We start from the raw sequence: 18,662 nt of genomic DNA, 5'->3' as shown, positions 1-18,662 counted from the left end.
CTGCGCTCGTGCGGCACCGGTTCCTTCACGACGTCGGATACGGATTTTTCATGCGGGCAGCCAGGACAGCCTATCCCCTGACATGGCACATCATGGATGCGTTGGAAGGCGTTGCCGCCGCTACCTGGCCGGCGCGGTTCAGGCGCGCTACGCCCTATCTGATGCTGCTTCCGGCGGTGCTGCTTGTCGGGCTGCTCGTGCTTGGTCTCATCCAGATCGCGGATGCCAGCCTGCGCACGCTCGACACCACCACCTTCCAGTTCTCCGACGACTATTCCATCGCCAATTTCCGCCGCGCGCTGACCGAGCCACTGTTCCTGGTCGTCGCGCAGCGCAGCCTCGTTGCCGCCCTGATCGTCACCGCGGTGACGCTCGTCTTCGCCTTTCCCTACGCCTATCTGATGGTGCGCACGCGTTCGCCGGGATTGCGCAAATTCCTGCTGATTGCGCTGTTCCTGCCGTTCTTCATCGGCCAGGTGGTGCGTGCCTATGGCTGGCTGATCATCCTCGGCAACCAGGGCATGGTGAACGAGGCGCTCGGCCTTGTCGGGGTCGCCCCGATGCGGCTCATCTATAACTACCCCGCCGTGCTGTTCGGCCTCGTCCAGTACATGCTGCCGTTTGCCGTACTGATGCTGGCGCCGGCACTCACCGCCATTCCCGAAGAGCTCGAGGCAGCCGCTGGATCGCTCGGCGCGAACTGGGTTCGCACGTTCATCCACGTCGTGCTGCCACTCGCTCGTCCAGGCTTCGTCGGCGCCGGCGTGGTGGTGCTGACGCTTTCGCTCACCGATTTCGCAGTCCCTGCGATCCTTGGCGGCGGCTCGCAGGATTTCATCGCCAACGCCATCTACGACCAGTTCTTCCGCACCTCCGACCAGGGTCTCGGCGCGATGCTGGCGCTTATGCTGGTCGCGCTCGGGTCAATCCTTGTCGGCTTGGTGTTCGCGCTGTTTGGAGCCGGAACGCTCGCCATGGGGAGGTCGCGGGCGTGAGCGGCTCGCGCAGCAAATCGATTGTCCTGTGGACCCTGGTGACGATCGCCCTGGTGACGCTTTCGGCGCCGACGATCGTTGTGCTCGGCGCTTCGTTTACCGGCGGCAACATCATCACGTTTCCGCCGGATGGACTGTCGCTGCGGTGGTACGCGCGTATTTCGCAGGCCTCCGACCTGCGCAATGCTTTCCTGCGCACGCTCCAGGTCGCGACGGTCTGTACGATCGTTGCCATTCCAGTGGGCACGCTGGCGGGCATCGCGCTGGCGAAATATGCGGTTCGTTTTGAGAAGACGATCCAGATCTACCTGCTGCTGCCATTCACCATCCCGCTGATCGGATCGGGCATCGGCCTCATGCTGATCTTCGGCAACGCCGGCATTCTCGGCCAGCTCTGGCCGGTCGGCATCGCCTGCTGCGTCATCAACCTGCCCTTCATGATCTGGGCGGTGACGGCGAGCGCCACCGGGCTTGACCCGGATCTTGAACTGGCCGCCGCCAATTGCGGCGCGCCGCCGCTCCAGGTGTTCTTCTCCGTCACCTTGCCGGCGGTCATGCCAGGGGTGATCACCGGCTCGCTGCTGATGTTCATCCTGGCGCTCAACGAGTTCCTGGTCAGCCTGCTGCTCGTCGATGCCCGCATCGTGACGCTGCCGGTGCTGATCTACAACTCCATCCGCTCGATCATCACGCCGGATCTCGCCGCGATCTCCGTGGTCTTCATCGCCTGCTCGGCTGTCGCCGTTTTCCTGCTCGACAGGCTGGTCGGGCTCGACATCTTCCTGAAATCGAAATGAGGAAAGCCGGCTCGTCGGCCGCAAAGGAAATCCTATGCCAAACGTATCATTCCACGATTTGAGACAACTCGACGCCGCCGCTCGTTCGGCATTGATGCGGCGCTCAGAGACCGATCTCTCTGGCTTTATGGAGAAGGCCGCGCCGATCATCGAGGCGGTCCGAACAGAAGGCGACGCCGCGCTCGTTCGCTTCGCCCGCGACTTTGACAAGGCAGATCTCGATGCCACGCGACTGAAGGTCAGCCCCGCCGAGTTCGACGCCGCCTTCGGCATGGTCGACGAGGACGTGATCGCCGCCATTCGCTTCGGCATCGACAACATCCGGCATTTCCACGAAGAGCAGAAACCGGAAGCGATGTGGCTCAAGGAAATGCGGCCCGGCGCCTTTGCCGGCGACCGCTTCACGCCGATCCGCTCGGTGGCGCTCTATGTCCCGCGCGGCAAAGGGGCGTTCCCTTCGGTGACGATGATGACCGCAGTGCCCGCAGTGGTGGCGGGCGTTCCGGAGCTTGCCATCGTCACGCCGCCGGCGCCCGATGGTTCGGTGGACGCAGCGACGCTGGTTGCGGCGCGCCTCGCCGGCGTCGAAACGGTCTACAAATGCGGCGGCGCGCAGGCGGTCGCCGCGGTCGCCTACGGCACAGAGACGATCACGGCCGCGCTCAAGATTGTCGGTCCAGGCAGCCCCTGGGTGGTTGCGGCCAAGCGGCTGCTTGCCGGCGTCATCGATCCTGGCCTTCCCGCCGGCCCGTCTGAAGCGATCATCCTCGCCGACGACAGCGTGCATGGCGGGCTGGCCGCGCTCGACCTCCTCATCGAGGCGGAGCACGGACCGGACTCGTCTGCCTATCTGGTGACCCACAGCCGCCGCGTGGCGGAGGAGGCACTGGCCGCGCTGCCGGAGCACTGGGCGCGCATGACCGAGCAACGGGTCGCGTTCTCAACCGCGGTCCTGACCGGCGCCTGTGGCGGCATTGTGCTGACGGCCTCGATCGAGGAGAGCTACCGCTTCATCAACGACTACGCACCGGAGCACCTGGAGATCCTCTCCACCGACCCCTTCGCGCACCTTGGCCACATCACCGAAGCTGCAGAGATCCTGATGGGACCGCACACGCCGGTCTCGATCGGCAATTTCGGGCTGGGCCCCAACGCCGTGCTGCCGACCAGTCGCTGGGCGCGTACTTGTGGACCGCTCTCGGTCACGGATTTCGTCAAGCGCTCTTCGATCGGCTACGTGACGGAAGCGGCCTATCCGGAATTCGCGCGCCATGCCCGCACACTTGCCCGTTATGAAGGCTTCTCCTCGCATGAACACGCCGTCTCCGACGTGCGCGACCGATATCTGGCGCGGTAGCGGATGATGAAGGCGGCCAGACTCCATGCGGCGGGCGATTTGCGGGTTGAGGACGTGCCATCTCCCGGCGAACCAGCGCCTGGCTGGGTGCGGCTCAAGGTGACGGCCGCCGGCATTTGCGGCTCCGACCTCCACAACTTCCGCACCGGTCAGTGGATCAGCCGCGCGCCGAGCGTCGTTGGACATGAGTTCGCTGGCGAAGTGACTGCCGTGGGGGCCGGCGTGTCCCAGTTTGCGCTCGGAGACCGGGTCGTGGCCGATTCGCGCTTCTGGTGCGGCGAGTGTCCTGCCTGCCTGGCCGGCCGGCATAATGTCTGTGCCAGACTGGGCTTTGTAGGCGAGATCTGCGACGGCGGCTTCGCGGAAGAGACGCAGCTGCCGGCGCGGCTGCTTGTGCGCCACGACCCCACGCTCGATCCCGCGATCGCCGCCATGGCGGAGCCGCTGGCGGTCGCCCTGCACGCGGTGCGGCGGCTGGCGGCGCCGGCCGCAGCGCCGGTGCTTATCGCTGGTTGCGGCCCGATCGGCGGATTGGCTGCGCTGCTCCTGTCGCGGCCAGGCGAGAGACAGGTCCTCGTCGCCGACCGCAATACGGCGCGTGCGGAGCTTGTGGCCAAGGTGAGCGGCGCGACCGTCGTCGACCTGGACGCCCTGCCCTGTGATCCCAATCTGCGCCATGCCCCCAATCTGCGCAATGCCATCGACGCGACGGGCAGCGTGGCGGTGATGGCGCGGCTGCTCGATGTTTTGGCCGGCGGCGGCACGCTGGCGCTGGTCGGCATTTCGCATGGCCGCCTCGACCTCGACCCCAACTTGCTGGTCGAGCGCGAGATCGCGCTTGTCGGCTGCCACGCCTTCGCCGACGAGCTTGCGCCGGCCGTCTCGATGCTGGGCGATCTCGCGCCCGCGCTGTCGCGCTTCGTGTCCGACGAGATCGCGATCGGCGAAATTCCCGCCGCTTACCAGCGCCTGATCGCCGGCGTGAGCGGCGGGTTGAAGACCATCGTCCGGATGGAGAGCGGACGATGATCAGGCTTACCGAAACCGCCGGGCCGCTCTACGAAAAGGTCAAGGACTACGTGCTTGGCAATATCGGCAGTGGCAACTGGCCGAAGGACCGCAGGCTGCCTTCCGAAAACGAGCTGGTCAGCACGCTCGGCGTCTCGAGGATGACGGTGCACCGGGCGCTGAGGGAACTGACCTCGGAAGGCCACCTGCTGCGTATCCAGGGCGTAGGCACCTTTGTGGCGCCGCCGAAACCGCAATCGGCCCTCATCGAAATCAGGAACATCGCCGGCGAGATCGCCGCGCGCGGCGCACGCCACAGGGCCGAGGTCATCGTCCTCGAGAAGATTCGCAACCCGGCGCTGGACCTCGTCGTCGCCTTCGAGTTCACGCGCCGCAGACCGGTCGCCCATTCGATCATCGTGCATTTCGAAGACGATGTGCCCGTCCAACTCGAGGAACGCTTTGTCAATCCGGCGCTCGCACCGGACTACCATCGGCAAGATTTCGTGGCGACCACCACTTACGACTACCTGCAGCGGGCGACGCCGCTGACGGAAGTGGAGCATGTGATCTCGGCCGTCGCCGCAGAAGAGATGGCGGCCCGCCATTTGAAGATCCGACCCGGCGACCCATGCCTGCTCCTGCATCGGCGGACCTGGTCGGGCGCGGCGGTCGCCACCGTCAACAAGCTCACCTATGTCGGCAGCCGCTATTCGCTGGGCAGCCGCTACGCGCCCTCACCCGCCGCATGAGCAGCGACAGCCCGCCAGGCAGGGCGGGCGGCGCTATCGGCCAAACGGCTGCCTTGATAGGCAATCAGCTCCGCCTGCGCCGCCTTTTTTCTTGTTGACGCCGATCAGATCATTTCGGGTCAAGCCTGGCCGCCGGTCAAATTGCACCGGAGCGGCCAGACTGATTGGCCGACCGTTCAAACCAAACCGGGGACCACGAAAACCAGCCAGGCGATGACAGGGCCGATGATGGCGATAAGCGCGCTGTAGATCAGCAACGTCTTCAGCACGCCCTCGCGCTCTGCTTCCCGGGCATTGGCGACGACCAGCGCACCGTTGGTCGAAAACGGGCTGGTGTCGACGATGGTGGTGGAGATCGCGATCGCCGCAACCACACCTATGGCACTGATCTGTCCCTGCAGGAGGAAGGGCACGGCCAGTGGAATGATGGCTCCCAGCAATGCCGTGGACGAGGCGAATGCCGATACAATGGCGCCGGTGAAGCAGAGGAGGAGTGCAACCAGCAGCGGCATGCCCAGGCTTGAAATGCCTTGGGCGACGTAGTCGATCGTGCCGATCTTCTCCATGACGCCGACATAGGTGATGATGCCGGCGATCAGGAGCACCGTCGACCAGCTGACCTTGTCGATCGCTGCCTTTTGGGTCTTTGGCGAGAGGAGCGCGAGCGCGACCGCGACGGTGATCGCCACCAGGCCGACATTGAACTTGAAGACAAGTGCGCCGACCGCGAGCGCGGTTAGGCCGACTAATGTCGTCAGCCTTTCCGTAGTCAGGCCGGAAAGCGCCGACACATTTTTTGTCTGCTCCTCAAAGACGTGATGGCTGATCGGAGTAGCCGGCGTGCCGCCGTGGCCGACGATTGACTGCGTGACGCCTTCGGGGTGGAGGTCAGGCAGCGGTCCCGACGCGACCGAATACTTACGCAGCACCTTTGAGCCGCCGAAGACGAAGAATACGAGGACGGCGATGGCCAGATTGAAGAAGAAGCTGGAGAGAAACAGTGATGTCGGCGCGAACGGCAACCCCGCCTTTTCGACGATCTGGTTGGTAATGCCGCCATAGACGCTGATCGGCGAAAAGCCGCCCGCCTGTGCACCGTGAATAACCATCAATCCCATCATGACCGGATTGATGCGGTACTGGAACGCAAAACCCAGCGCCACCGGGGCCAGGATGGCGACCGCCGCAGGTCCAAGCGCACCGAAGCCGGTGATGACGGCCGCGACCAGGAACATGACCCAGGGAATCCACGCCACATGTCCGCGCACCAGTTTGACCGCGCCCTCGACCAGCCAATCGATAGTACCGTTGATCTGGGCGATGGCGAACAGGTAGGTAATGCCGACCAATGTCAGGAAGAGGTCGCTCGGGAAGCCAGCAAATATTTCCGCCGGCTTCATCGCCATGACGAGCGAGCCGACCAGAAAGGCGCATGCGAAGGCGAGCGCGCCCATATTGATCGGCTGCATGGTGGCGATCACGAACATGCCGATCAGCAGCGCAATCGACAGAATCTGGATGTTCATAGCTTCCTCCCTCGGGAAACGCCTTCAGGCGCCCGTTCTCATTTCCATCGGTGGTAGATCAGCCTGCGTTGGTCTCGCTCCCAAGCACCAACGCAGGGTCGTCAGCGCCTCCTAGAGCCGGATGATTTCAGGAGTCGACCTGAAATCTGAATCCGGCTCTAAATCAAAGAGATAGAGCATGATGTCGTCCGAAAACCGCTTCACACTTTTCGGCATCATGCTCTAGGAGGCGGGCATGTAAAGGTTGCTGAACCGGTCGCGCAGAAGGTTCTTCTGCACCTTTCCCATGGTGTTGCGCGGAAGGTCCTCGGCGAAGATCACCCGTTTCGGCTGCTTGTAGCGCGCGAGGCGGTCGCGCAGCGCGTTCAGCACGGCCTTTTCGTCCATTGTGGCACCGGGCTTGAGCACCACGATGGCCGTCACCCCCTCGCCGAAATCCGGATGTGCAATGCCGACGACCGCACTCTCGGCGACGCCGTCGAGTTGATCGATCTCACCCTCGACTTCCTTCGGGTAGATGTTGTAGCCGCCGGAGATCACCAGGTCCTTGTCGCGGCCGACGATGTGGAGATAGCCCGCCTCATCGATCTTGCCGAGGTCGCCGCTGATGAAATAGCCGTCCTTGGTGAACTCCGCCGCGGTCTTTTCAGGCATCCGCCAATAACCCCGGAAAACGTTCGGGCCCTTGATCTCGATCATGCCGGTTTTGCCTGGTCCGAGCGTCTCGCCGGTGGCCGGATCGGTGACCCTCACCGACACGCCCGGGAGTGGGAAACCTACTGTCCCTGCCCTTCGCTCGCCGTCATAGGGGTTTGAGGTGTTCATGTTGGTTTCGGTCATGCCGTAGCGTTCGAGAATGGCGTGACCGGTGCGCTGCTCGAATGCGGCGTGCGTTTCAGCGAGCAACGGCGCCGAGCCGGAGATGAACAGCCTGATGTTGGCGACCGTCTCCCGGTTCAGGCCCTCATGCTGCAGCAACCGGACATAGAAGGTCGGCACGCCCATCATCAGCGTCGCCCGCGGCATCAGAGAAAGGATTTCCTCCGGATCGAACTTTGGCAGCAGAAACATCGAGGCGCCGGCGATGAGTGTGACATTGGTCGCCACGAAGAGCCCATGCGTGTGAAAAATCGGCAGCGCGTGGATCAGCCGGTCGGCTGCCGTCACCTGCCACCATTCGCGCAGTGCTATTGCATTGGACAAAAGGTTGTCGTGCGTCAGCATTGCGCCCTTGGAACGGCCGGTGGTTCCAGATGTGTACAGGATCGCGGCGAGATCGTCAGGCGCGCGCGCCGCGTCGAGAAAATCGTCAGACTCGTCGCGGGCCAACTCCATGAGCGACCCGGCGCCGTCCGCATCGAGCGTTTCGACAATCGCGCCGTAGCCGTGCGCGATCGTCTCGACATCAGTTCGCGACTTCGAGGAGACGATGACGAGCCGCGGTTCGGCGTCACCGATAAAATAGTCGAGTTCAGCCAGCGTATAGGCGGTATTCAGCGGCAGATAGATCGCCCCGCAGCGCACGCATGCGAGATAGAGCATCAGAGCCTGCGGGCTCTTGTCCACCTGGACCGCGACGCGGTCGCCCGGGCGAACGCCGAGCACATCAATTGCGCTGGCGATCTGTCCGGAGAGCCGCAGCGCATCTGCATAGGTCCAACGCTGACCATCAATAGTCTCGATGAAAATCGACTCGCCTGACTTAGCGGATGCTCGCATGGCGTCGAACAGATGATTGCTCATTGAACTCCTCCCAATCTGCTTATTAGGTTTTCTGCATTTCGGTGCGGCGTCGATGAACCGGGGCCGCGATATCGGTGTCGGTCGAAGCGGTTGCCGCCAGTTTTCTTACCTCCGGCGAAGCGGCTATTTCGCCATGCTGCGCCAAGGCTTCGTGGTTCGCCTCGATGTCGTCCAACTTGTAAAAGTAGTTGACCATCAAGCCGTGGGACTGCCGCATCGCCTTGGCGGAGCGATCGGCGAGGAAGTTCAGCCGTTCAAGGCGAGCGCCGTTGCCCAAATGAAAACGCGCCACAGGATCGACCGGCCGTCTGCCGGTGGCTCGTTCCCTAATGAAATAGCGTGCGGCGAGCGGGAGAAGCACCGCTTCAACGGCCTGTGCCTTCTGCGGATTGTCCGCCCAGCCCGGATCGTCCAGCAGCTCGAGCGTCTTGAGGGTCCGATCATCGAGGCTGGCATCGGCCGCCTTGCGCAGTCTTGCCAGCCAGCCAGCGAAACCCGGAACCGGCGACAGCGTCACGAAGGTCTTCAAGCCGGGCAGGTCGCGGCGCAAATCCTCCACCACCTGCTTGATCAGAAAATTCCCGAAAGAGATGCCACGCAGTCCGTCCTGGCAGTTGGAGATAGAATAGAAGACAGCGGTGGTGGCGTCCTGGGCCGTGATCGGCGAACGGTTTACATCGAGCACATCAGCGATGGCAGAGGGAATCGCCCTGGTCAGCGCAACCTCGACGAAGATCAGCGGATCGTCTGCGAGACGCGGGTGGAAGAACGCAAAGCATCTGCGGTCGGCTGGAGCTAGCCTCCGCCGCAGCTCCTCCCAGCCGGCGATTTCATGCACCGCCTCGTATTTGATGATCTTCTCCAGGATGTCAGCTGGCGTGGACCAGTCGATCGGACGCAGGGTCAGAAAACCGCGGTTGAACCATGAGCCGAACAGGTGGGCGAAGTCGGCATCGACAGCGCGAAACGGTTCCGTCGCATCCTTCATGGCTAATAGGCGTTCGCGCATCTCCACCAGCCTTGCCGTGCCTTTGGGGGCCAGGTTCAGTCTGCGCACCAGTTCCTGGCGACGCGGCTCGGCGGCCTGGTGCAGTTCGATGACGGCGTCCGAGCTCCTGTCGCTGCGGTAGCGCTCGATGGCTTTGTCAAGCTTGGCGATGTCTGGGCCGAACTGTTCGTGCAGCATACGCGCGAAGTCTTGCTGACCGGCCGCGTCCAGTTGGGCCCAGCGCTGAAGGACCTCGGCGGCCAATGCCATGCCCGAGGCCTCGCCCCGGCTGGACAACAGCATGTCGCAGAGTGTTTCGATATTCGTCTCGGCTTGGACCGGTTCGCTGCGCGCCCCTGCCGCAACCAGCCTGCGGCCGCGATCGGTAATGCTTTGCACCATATCGCTAAAGAACGAGATGCCTGCCATGTCGGAGTCCCTCCTGGCAAAAAAATCGAAATCGGCGCAAGCAGACCCGCCGCGCGGCCTCGACGCGTGCCGGGTGCTCGGATGCGTCCACCCATTTGTGTGCGACTTGCCTTTTGTGGTATTGTTCTTAAACGTTCTTGTACGCAAAGTCAATGTTCTTGCATACAAGATTTATCATGCTGCATTGGAAGGCCCAGAAAATGTCGGAGAATGTCGTTCAGCGCCTACGTGACGAGATTGAAAACGGCATAATCTCGAACGACTTCGCCCCCGGTGCACGACTGGACGAGGTGCAATTGGCAACACGCTTCGGCGTGTCGAGGACGCCGGTGCGCGAGGCGCTGATGCAGTTGAACGCAATCGGGCTGGTGGAGATCCGGCCGCGCCGGGGTGCCGTGGTGATCGATCCGGGACCGCACCGCATTTTCGAAATGTTCGAGGTGATGGCGGAACTTGAAGGCTTGGCCGGTTCGCTGGCCGCGCGACGGTTCACCGATGCCGATCGCACAACCATCCTGGCCGCGCATGCAGATTGCGAGCGTTCGTCTTCGGCCGGCGACAGCGACGCCTATTATTACGATAACGAACGCTTTCACAAAGCTATCTACACTGCCAGCCACAGCGGTTTTCTGGCCGAGCAGTGCGTCGCACTGCACCGCCGTCTGCAGCCCTACAGGCGTCTCCAACTGCGCGTGCGCAACCGCGTTGCCACGTCGTTCGCCGAGCATGGCGCGATCGTGGAAGCAATCCTCGCCGGCGACGCGGAGCAGGCGCGCACGCTCCTGCGGCAGCATGTCAGCATCCAGGGCGAACGCTTCAGCGATCTTGTAGCGACGCTGGCGAGCAGATAGTCCGTCGCAAGTCGAGCCTCTCGCCTTTCACCGTCGCCTCAATGAAGTCAAGCCGCATGCCGAGGCCGGCATGGCAGCGGGCGTGCATCTGAGCAAGCGGGCGTTCCGGTTATCGGAAATCCCGTGTAGCAGCCGCCTGCTACCAGCAAAGCAAATTTTGGCGCTATCTTGATATGAATGGCGAACTTCGCCGAGGCGGTGTAGGGTTCACCGCAAAAGAAGAATTGAGCCGTAGAAACGGCGACGCGGAGCGAATCTGGGAGGATTCATGGTCGAGATTATCTCCAAGCGGGATGGCCCGCGGCGCGAGGACGCACACGTCAAAAGACTGATCGAGCAGAACCGCTCGACCATCGTCCGCCTTGCCGACCAGATCAGCGGTGGCGGCTATTCAGCTTCCAGGAAGCCACGACAGCAACCAAAGGCGGAAGGCCTGATCATCCATGTCGGTGGCGGCGCGGCACCGGTTGCCGAGGCCAAGCCGTCCATCCAAGTCACCATGAACGGCCGCGTCATTTCGAAGGATCGGAACACCGGCCGTCAACTTCATCACATCGGCGATATCCGCGACCGCGGCGGCGACCAGGTCTTCGTTCTGGCGACGAAGCAGAATGGCTTCTTCTCGCCGGTCGACGAAATCGTTGCCGAGGCGCTTGCCGACATGGACGGATCCCGCCTCGCTGCCACCTATACCGAAGAACAGCTTGCCTTCGACATCGGCGCGAAACTCGGCATCAACTGATCAGGCTAACGCCTGGGCGTGCTTCTTCACGTCCAACTCGCGGCAGCCTACGAACGCGACAGCATACAGAAATGGCATGCCTCAAAGGTTTTGTGATGACTGAATGAAACAAAGGTTCTGTGATGACTGAATGAAACGCGAGATAGCCCCCAATCAGATGAAGATCGATGCCCTTCCGGCGCGTAGGTCGCTGACCACCGGCCAAATGGCTCTGAGCAACATCGACTATGACGAGCATGCCACCATGCGCGCCTGGGAAAGTTTCCTGGCTGACGAGCCCAAATGCGCCGGCGATGCTGTCCACCCAAGCCACGTCCGCTCCCTCATTCACGATTCCTGGTATCGCAGTGCCACCGGCGGCATCAACGCTCAAGGCATTGAAGCGCCGCTGAGCAGTGATCGCGACGAAATCGAATATCTTACCCGGGCCAATGCAGAACTGCTTTCGGCGGCGCGGCGGTCGTTCGCATCGCTTGGCCAGTTACTGGACGGGACCGGCGCGATGCTGGTTCTGGCCGACAGCGACGGCGTGCTGATCGACGCCATCGGCGACAAGAAGACGCTGCATGACGGCATGGATATCCACTTGGCCATCGGCGGCAAATGGAACGAGGATGCCGTCGGGACGAACGGCATCGGTACGGCGCTGTGGACCGGCGAGCCGACTTTCGTGCATGCGGCCGAGCATTTCTGTGCCGGCATCAAATCCTGGACCTGCGCCGGCGCGCCGATTCGCGACCCGCTGGACGGCAAGATCATCGGTGTGGTCGACCTGTCAGGCTATTCGCCGATCTTCAGGCCGCACAACACCGCGCTCGTCGCCGCGACAGCCCGGCAGATCGAAAAGGCATTGGCCGAACAGCAGCAGGAACAGCGCACGCGCCTGCTCGAAGCTTTCATTTCATCGGCTCCCGGCTACCGCCGAAAGGACGGGCTGGTAATCGTCGACCACCGCGGTCGTGCCATCTTCTGCAACAATGTGCCTGATGGCGAGGCCACTGAGATGATGGACGGCCCGATGGAGCCAGGCCGTGGCCGCTGGCTGATGAACCTTCCGTCCTCCGGCTCCGAAGCCGACCTTGCCAGGGCGCTGCCGGCCCATCTGCGATCCTGCCATATCACCCCGCTCAAGCTCGATGGCGACCTCCGCGGCGCGGCGCTGGTGTTCCCCTCCGTGCCGGCAGTCTCCAGTGCGGCGGTGGTCCACCGGGAAGTGAACAAGCATCTTCAGGATGCTGTCGCCATGATCGTCGGCGAAAGCGAAGCGCTGCATGCCGCCATCGACGTCGCCCGCCGCGTCGCCCGGTCGAGCAGCGTAACATCGCTGTTGGTCGAGGGTGAAACAGGGGTCGGGAAAGAGCTGTTTGCGCGGCTTGTCCATGCCGGCGGCCGGCGCACGGCGAACGATCCGTTCATCGCCATGAATTGCGGGGCGATCACCAGGGACCTGTTCGGCAGCGAGTTGTTCGGCCATGTCGCCGGCGCCTTTACCGGCGCCTCGCGTGAAGGCAAACCGGGGGTTTTCGAGCTCGCCCATGGCGGCGTCCTCAGTCTCGACGAGATCGGCGAATTGCCGCTCGAGATCCAGCCGTTTCTGCTGCGTGTCCTGGAAGAGCGCGTGGTCAACCGCATTGGCGACAGCCGGGGCCGCCCGGTGGACGTGCGCCTGGTCGCCTCGACCAATCGCGATCTCAAGCACGAAATTGCCACAGGCCGATTCCGCCGCGATCTCTACTATCGAATTGGCGCGGTTTCGATCACTGTTCCACCGCTGCGCGAGCGTGGCGAGGATGTGCTGCTGCTGGTCGAACATTTCAACCGGCAGATCGCCACCGCAGCGGGCGAGGACCCGCTGGAATTTTCCCAAGAAGCGCTCGATGCCCTGCTCGCCTATCAATGGCCGGGCAATGTACGCGAACTGAGGAACCTCATCGGGCGGTTGCATGTCCTGGCGCGGGGCCGAGATATCGGGCTCCACGATCTCCCCGGTGAAATCGCGGCGCCCAGCGCCACGTCCGATGATGGCAAGACCCTGTCGGCCGAATCGCCTGGAGGCACACTCGTCGAGGCGGAACGCCAGGCGATGAAGAACGCATTGGCAGCCGAGGGCGGCAATCTCAGTCGGGTCGCGCGGCGGCTCGGTATTTCCCGGCCGACGCTCTATCGCAAACTCGACCAATACGGCATCCGCCGCGGTTTCCTCTAGGATCAGAACCCGTCACCGGCACAAAAGCGCCGAGCGGCATTCGCGCCACTGGCTGGGGAAAGTCATGCCAATGGTCAGCGAAATTGCCACAGCCGCGCCGATCTTGGTGATGCCGCCCGGACCCTTTCTCTCCCTCTAGATGTGACCGGACACCGCACCCGACCGCGCGAAATCCGGCCCATATATTTCAGGGCACGATGACGCCGCGGCCGGTGAACCGGCGGTTCTTGAAATCGTCGAGCGCAGTGTTGATGCTGGCAAGGTTGTATTCGGTGTAGTGCATCTTCACCTTGCCGTCGGCGTTGAGCTCCATCAGTTCGACAAGCTCGGTGAAATTGCCGACCAGGCTGCCGCCGATGTTGATCTCCTCGATGACGAGATGGGCGGTCGGCACATTGATATTGCCGCCATAGCCGACGACGAACAGTTGCCCGCCCTTGCGCACCATCTTCCAGCAGATGTTCTCGACGCCGAGCTCGCCGACGAAATCGATGACCACATGGGCGCCTCCGCCGGTGATCTGGCTGACCTCCTCGATGACGTTCGGCCCGCCATCGAGGACGAAGTCGGCGCCGAGATCCTTGGCCAGCACCTGTGCTGCCGGCTCGCGATCGACGGCGATGATGCGGCAGCCCGAGATCGCGTGCAGCGATTGCAGCGCGATGTGGCCGAGCCCGCCTATGCCGAGCAGCACACAATAGCTCCCTGGTCGCAGCAGTTTGGCGGCGCGCTTGGCGGCGCGATAAGCGGTGATGCCGGCGTCGGCAAGCGGCGCCACCTCGATCGGTGTGACGTTGGCGTTCAGCTTGATCAACGAACGCTCGCTGGTGATGAAATACTCCGCGAAACCGCCGTTCATGCCGAGGCCCGGAAATTGGCCGTTATCGCAGTACATATCCTCGCCGTGGCGGCAGTTGAGGCAGATGCCGCACGAGCGGAAGGGGTGGCAGATCACGGCGTCACCGCGCTTGACCGACCTGACGCCGCTGCCGACCTCCTCGACCCAGCCTGCATTTTCATGGCCCATGATGTAAGGCAGCAGCGTCCCCTCTGGATCCATGGTCGGCTTCCACACACCCTCGATGATGTGGAGGTCGGTTCGGCAGAGGCCGGCAGCACCTACCCGCACTATGACCTCGTCGGGAGCGGTAATGGTCGGCGCCTTGACCTCCTCGACCCTGAGCTGGACGTTCATATGCGGGTCGTATTCGTAAAGTCTGGCAGCTTTCATCGTCGTATCCTTTCAACGTCGGGATTGTTCGGATTGCTTCAGGCGCGGCCGAGCTTTTCAGAGCCGCCACCGCGAGCCGGTCCGGCCGTCGGGTCCTCGTCCTCGGCGAGATGGCCGATCAGCGTTTCGGTGGTCAGGATCAGCGTCGCCACCGAAGCTGCGTTGGCGAGTGCTGTGTAGGTGACGCGGACCGGATCAATGATCCCTGCCTCGAACATGTTCTGGTAGCTGCCGGCAGACGCGTTGTAGCCGTAGCCGCCGTTGATGCGCGTGACTTCCGCCACGACCGCTTCGGGATCGGCGCCGGCATTGACGGCTATGCGCCAGAGCGGCCGCGACAGCACCGATCGCACCAGGCGCACGCCTTCGGCGACATCGCCGTCGACGTCTGCCGCCACCTTGTCGAGCAGCGGCGCGATCTGGGCAAGCGCCGAGCCACCTCCGGCGACCACGCCCTCTTCGGATGCGGCGCGCACCGCATTCAGCGAATCCTCGATGAGCTGAATGGTTCGCTTTTGCTCGACCGGCGTGACACCGCCGGCATAGAGAATCGCGGTGCCGCCAGAAAGCTTGGCCAGGCGTTCGCGCAACTTGTCCTGATCGATATTCGGCGGCGAAGCTTCATACTGCCGCTGCACCTGAGCGCGACGCGACGCGATTGCCGCGTGGTCGCCGCCGCCGCGGATGATCGAGGTGTAGGACGAACTGGTCTTCACCCGGTCAGCCGTTCCGAGATCGTCGGCGGTGATGTCCTCCAGCCGACCGCCGAGGTCGCGCGCGATCACCTTGCCGCCGGTGATGATCGCCAGATCCTCCATCATCGCCTTGCGCCAATGGCCATATTCCGGCGGATGGACAACGAGGTATTTTCCAGGTCCTTGCTTGCCGAGCAGCGTTACCACGACTTCCGGCGACATTTCCTCGGACACGATCAGCAGCGGCCGACCATCCTCGGCGGCAATGCGGCGAGCCGCATCCAGCGCCTCGGGCTGCTTGATCTTGAGATCGGTCATCAGGATGTACGGCCGTTCGAGAACAGCCTCCATCTTCTCCTGGTCAGTCACCATGTGATGAGAGAGATAGCCGCGGTCGAAGGACATGCCCTCGACCACATCGAGCGTGGTCTCGGTGGTGACGCTGAAGTCCGTGGTGATGACGCCCTCGGCCCCCACCCGCTGGTGGGCTTCCGCCACCAGTGCGCCAAGCTTGGTATTGGTCGCCGCAATGTTGGCGACCGAGGCGAGAATGCCGTTGCCCTTAGCCGGTTTGGCCGAAGCCTTGAGCGCCGCCACCACCGCTGTCACGGCAAGGTCGATGCCCTTGCACAGATCGACGGATTTCACGCCGCGTTCATTCGCCTCCACACCGCCCTGGATGAGAGCGTTGGCGAGCACGATGGCAGTCGTGGTACCGTCGCCGGCGACCTCGTTGGTTTGCATCGACACTTCGCGAACGACCTGCGCGCCCATGTTTTCGAAACGGTCGTGCAATTCGATCTCGGAGGCGATGCTGACGCCGTCACGGGTCACCATCGGCGTGCCGATCGGCCGATCGATCATCGCGTTCATGCCTTTGGGGCCGAGCGTCGGCTCGACGGCAGCGGCCAGCCGAAAGACGCCACGGGCGAGAGCGCGGCGGGCGTCGGAATTGTGAAGCATTATTTTGGGCATGATTCCTCCTTCCGCCTTACGGGCGGGTTGTTGGTTAGGGGCCTCGTGCGAGGGAGGCCGTTGTTTTCGGCTCTACTTCAGGCGGTCGGCGCGGCTCGTGCCGGCACGCGATCCATGATGAAATCGACCAGTGTCGGTTCGCCGTCGACCACATACAGTTCCCTGTATCTGGTCTGCTTGAGCCCACGGCAAAGCGCGCCGTTGAACTCCATATTGACGCGCACACCGCGCAGTTCAGCGAGATGGGCGCCGAGTGCGGCAGTCTGTATGCGTTGCCCTTCCCAGGTCACGAAGACAGGATCATCCGCCCGGCGGCCGGGAAAACGCTCGATCAGAGCCGCCCGGTATCTCGGCTTCTGTTTGGCCGCTTCGCCCGCCTCGAGCCGCGCGACGTCGTATGCCGGCAGGTCCATGCCGAGGATTTCCCGATCCGTCAGACCATGCTGCCGAAGGCCCCGCAAAACCGCCTCCTGGCGCCGCTTGAATGCCTTCATCCTGAAGGTTTCGCGCAAGGCGCCGAGATCCTGATCCTCGGCAAGTTCAGCGAAAATATCGCCGAACGTCTTGCCGGCTGCCATGCCGCGATTGACCTCTTCCGCGAACATGTGGTCGTGCAGCTTGACGCGATAGGCCGGCGACCATGAGAGTTGGTCGAGCGCCTTGCGGACGCCGTCCAGCATCAGGAACGCGAAGTTGGGCGAGCACCAGTAGGTCGGCAGGCGGAAATCTATCTCCACGCTGCCATCGCCCGTCATCACGGCTCGCTCGACGAAGCCCATCTCGGTAATCGGTTCGTCGAGTTCGGGGTCGTTGACCTCACCAAGGCACCGCCAGAGCTCCTTCTCGCGGTTGCCGGAAACGCTGGCGGCGGTTGCCATGGCCCCTACTCCGCCGCGATGCTGAAGGGCGAACTGGCGAGCGCCTTCTTCTTGGCTGCGATGTCGATGTTGTAGAGACGCGCGGCATTAAGACCGAGGATCTTCTCCTTGATCTCGTCGGTCAGCTGCACGCCGCGTTCTGCGGCGATGTCGTCGGGGATCTGGTAGGCCCAGAATTTCTCGACCAGCCAGCGTGGCGTCCAGATCGCGTAGTCGGAACCGAACAGGATTTTCTCCGGCCCGATCCAGAACAGCAGTTCGGCGATGACTTCGCCGAAATAGCGCGGGCGGGCATGGATGAAGGGCAGCGCTACCGCAAGCCCGCCATAGACGTTGGTTTCCTGCGTCGCGATCCAGCAGAAATCGTCGAGGCGCGGCAGGCCGCAATGCTCGATGATCCAGTTGAGGCCCTGGAAATCCGTCGCCGCATGATCGACGTCATGCACGTCGAACGCATCCTTGCTGAGCGGCAGGATCGTCGGGCCCTTGTGGACGTGGATGTTCCTGATGCCGAGCTTGTCGCAGAGTTCGAAGCATTTGTAGGCATCGGGATCGGTGAGCTTCCAGCCCTTGGAGGCGCCGTTCCATTCGGCCGTGTACATCTTCACGCCCTTGACGTCGTAGGTCTCCTTGAGGAAATGGATGTACTCAAGCGCCTTCTCACCGTCGCGCGGATCGAAGGCGCCGTTGACGATGAAACGCTCCGGATAACGCTTGGCCACCTCGGCGTTGCGTTCGATCGTGTTGAAGCCGTTCTTGTAGAAGTCCTTGAGATAGGTCGACTGGACGATCGCCATATCGTCTGGACCGTCGATGAACAGGTCGCGATAGAGATCGTCGGCACTGTATTTCTCGAACTTGCTCTTCTCCCACAGCTGGTCCTTGGGGCTCATCCCCGTGTGATAGGCGTAGAAGCAATCGATGAACTGCTTGCCGTGAATATTCTTCTGGTTCTCCGGGCTGCCGTCCCAGAAATGGGTGTGGCCGTCGACCACGAAAATGTCCTTGCCTTCCGGTGTCCTAAACATTCTTTCCTCCGCAAGATGCGTGTTGATCGGTTCGGCGTGCCGCAATCAGGCGGCACGCCTGATTTTTTGCCGGCTATTCGATGTATTCGAACATCTCGTCCATGTTGCCGAACAGGATCACGGTGTTGTCGTCGATGCGCACCATCCGCCCGTAGTGGGTGGAGCTGTTGACCTCGAAGGTTTCCGCCGTCATCTCGCGGCCGAGATATTCGCTGATTTCATCCATCTTGAAGATCAGCTTGCCGGTGCCATCGATCCGGATCATCGCCGGTTGATAGGTTACGATCACGTTCGGCTTCAGGCCCATGAATTCGGCGATGGCTCTGGCCTCGACCGAGTCGTTCATGGTGACGCCGCACTGATGCGAAATCGTCTGTTCGAAGGTGATGTCCTTCATCGCCCTGAAGATGTTGGATTGCGATGCGTCGCGTGCTGCAGTTGACATGACGGTTTCTCCCTGT

Annotated in this window: 16 protein-coding genes; 8 read left to right on the top strand and 8 right to left on the bottom strand. The window is 62.7% G+C overall.

Annotated elements, in window-relative coordinates; translation table 11 throughout:
• Nucleotides 1-50 precede the first annotated feature (50 nt).
• Genes AC0L3D_RS16325 through hutC form a run of 5 tightly spaced genes read left to right on the top strand, consistent with a single transcriptional unit; the run spans nucleotide 51 to nucleotide 4,909 of the window.
• Nucleotides 51-995, top strand: coding sequence for an ABC transporter permease (locus AC0L3D_RS16325; protein ID WP_473645049.1), 945 nt, complete (start codon nucleotides 51-53; stop codon nucleotides 993-995).
• A complete protein-coding gene (locus AC0L3D_RS16320; RefSeq protein WP_027156432.1) occupies nucleotides 992-1,792 on the top strand; it encodes an ABC transporter permease in 801 nt (266 codons plus the stop codon). The genes AC0L3D_RS16325 and AC0L3D_RS16320 overlap by 4 nt, the downstream gene beginning before the upstream one ends.
• A 34-nt stretch (nucleotides 1,793-1,826) precedes the next feature.
• On the top strand, nucleotides 1,827-3,149 hold the full coding sequence (gene hisD / locus AC0L3D_RS16315; RefSeq protein ID WP_031255121.1) for a histidinol dehydrogenase: 1,323 nt from the start codon (nucleotides 1,827-1,829) through the stop codon (nucleotides 3,147-3,149).
• Between the two features lie 6 nt (nucleotides 3,150-3,155).
• Nucleotides 3,156-4,178 carry a zinc-dependent alcohol dehydrogenase gene (locus tag AC0L3D_RS16310; RefSeq protein WP_473645063.1) on the top strand — a complete coding sequence of 341 codons (1,023 nt, stop codon included), beginning with the start codon at nucleotides 3,156-3,158 and terminating at the stop codon, nucleotides 4,176-4,178.
• Nucleotides 4,175-4,909, top strand: a complete 735-nt coding sequence (gene hutC / locus AC0L3D_RS16305; RefSeq protein WP_023799637.1) for a histidine utilization repressor — start codon at nucleotides 4,175-4,177, stop codon at nucleotides 4,907-4,909. The genes AC0L3D_RS16310 and hutC overlap by 4 nt, the downstream gene beginning before the upstream one ends.
• 176 nt (nucleotides 4,910-5,085) lie before the next feature.
• Here hutC and AC0L3D_RS16300 read toward each other — a convergent pair whose 3' ends face one another.
• From AC0L3D_RS16300 to AC0L3D_RS16290, 3 genes are all read right to left on the bottom strand, one after another.
• The gene (locus tag AC0L3D_RS16300) at nucleotides 5,086-6,435 is read right to left on the bottom strand and encodes an SLC13 family permease (RefSeq protein ID WP_128172146.1); all 1,350 of its coding nucleotides are present in this window, start codon (nucleotides 6,433-6,435) and stop codon (nucleotides 5,086-5,088) included.
• Between the two features lie 222 nt (nucleotides 6,436-6,657).
• The gene (locus AC0L3D_RS16295) at nucleotides 6,658-8,178 is read right to left on the bottom strand and encodes a malonate--CoA ligase (RefSeq protein ID WP_023799639.1); all 1,521 of its coding nucleotides are present in this window, start codon (nucleotides 8,176-8,178) and stop codon (nucleotides 6,658-6,660) included.
• Nucleotides 8,179-8,200: 22 nt separating this feature from the next.
• Nucleotides 8,201-9,595 carry a malonyl-CoA decarboxylase gene (locus AC0L3D_RS16290; protein ID WP_287172014.1) on the bottom strand — a complete coding sequence of 465 codons (1,395 nt, stop codon included), beginning with the start codon at nucleotides 9,593-9,595 and terminating at the stop codon, nucleotides 8,201-8,203.
• Between the two features lie 200 nt (nucleotides 9,596-9,795).
• Between AC0L3D_RS16290 and AC0L3D_RS16285 the strand changes: the two genes are divergently transcribed.
• From AC0L3D_RS16285 to AC0L3D_RS16275, 3 genes are all read left to right on the top strand, one after another.
• The gene (locus AC0L3D_RS16285) at nucleotides 9,796-10,446 is read left to right on the top strand and encodes a GntR family transcriptional regulator (protein ID WP_128167928.1); all 651 of its coding nucleotides are present in this window, start codon (nucleotides 9,796-9,798) and stop codon (nucleotides 10,444-10,446) included.
• Between the two features lie 268 nt (nucleotides 10,447-10,714).
• Nucleotides 10,715-11,188, top strand: a complete 474-nt coding sequence (locus AC0L3D_RS16280; RefSeq protein WP_128167859.1) for a hypothetical protein — start codon at nucleotides 10,715-10,717, stop codon at nucleotides 11,186-11,188.
• Between the two features lie 130 nt (nucleotides 11,189-11,318).
• On the top strand, nucleotides 11,319-13,394 hold the full coding sequence (locus AC0L3D_RS16275) for a sigma-54-dependent Fis family transcriptional regulator (protein WP_128172143.1): 2,076 nt from the start codon (nucleotides 11,319-11,321) through the stop codon (nucleotides 13,392-13,394).
• 187 nt (nucleotides 13,395-13,581) lie between these two features.
• Here AC0L3D_RS16275 and AC0L3D_RS16270 read toward each other — a convergent pair whose 3' ends face one another.
• The 5 genes from AC0L3D_RS16270 to AC0L3D_RS16250 all read right to left on the bottom strand — a co-directional run bounded on the left by AC0L3D_RS16270 (nucleotide 13,582) and on the right by AC0L3D_RS16250 (nucleotide 18,646).
• Nucleotides 13,582-14,625: an NAD(P)-dependent alcohol dehydrogenase gene (locus AC0L3D_RS16270; protein WP_027156423.1), complete on the bottom strand. Its 1,044-nt coding sequence runs from the start codon at nucleotides 14,623-14,625 to the stop codon at nucleotides 13,582-13,584.
• 38 nt (nucleotides 14,626-14,663) lie between these two features.
• Nucleotides 14,664-16,295, bottom strand: a complete 1,632-nt coding sequence (gene groEL, locus AC0L3D_RS16265; protein ID WP_128167861.1) for a molecular chaperone GroEL — start codon at nucleotides 16,293-16,295, stop codon at nucleotides 14,664-14,666.
• Between the two features lie 77 nt (nucleotides 16,296-16,372).
• On the bottom strand, nucleotides 16,373-17,173 hold the full coding sequence (locus AC0L3D_RS16260) for an iron-sulfur cluster assembly protein (RefSeq protein ID WP_473645047.1): 801 nt from the start codon (nucleotides 17,171-17,173) through the stop codon (nucleotides 16,373-16,375).
• 5 nt (nucleotides 17,174-17,178) lie between these two features.
• Nucleotides 17,179-18,201, bottom strand: coding sequence for an amidohydrolase family protein (locus AC0L3D_RS16255; protein ID WP_128245224.1), 1,023 nt, complete (start codon nucleotides 18,199-18,201; stop codon nucleotides 17,179-17,181).
• A gap of 73 nt (nucleotides 18,202-18,274) precedes the next feature.
• Nucleotides 18,275-18,646 carry an MmoB/DmpM family protein gene (locus AC0L3D_RS16250; protein ID WP_091589951.1) on the bottom strand — a complete coding sequence of 124 codons (372 nt, stop codon included), beginning with the start codon at nucleotides 18,644-18,646 and terminating at the stop codon, nucleotides 18,275-18,277.
• Between the last annotated feature and the right edge of the window lie 16 nt (nucleotides 18,647-18,662).

The organism is Mesorhizobium sp. WSM4837 (assembly GCF_055811435.1).
Note: the sequence above shows the minus strand (reverse complement) of the source record. Positions and strands in the feature narration are given on the sequence as shown.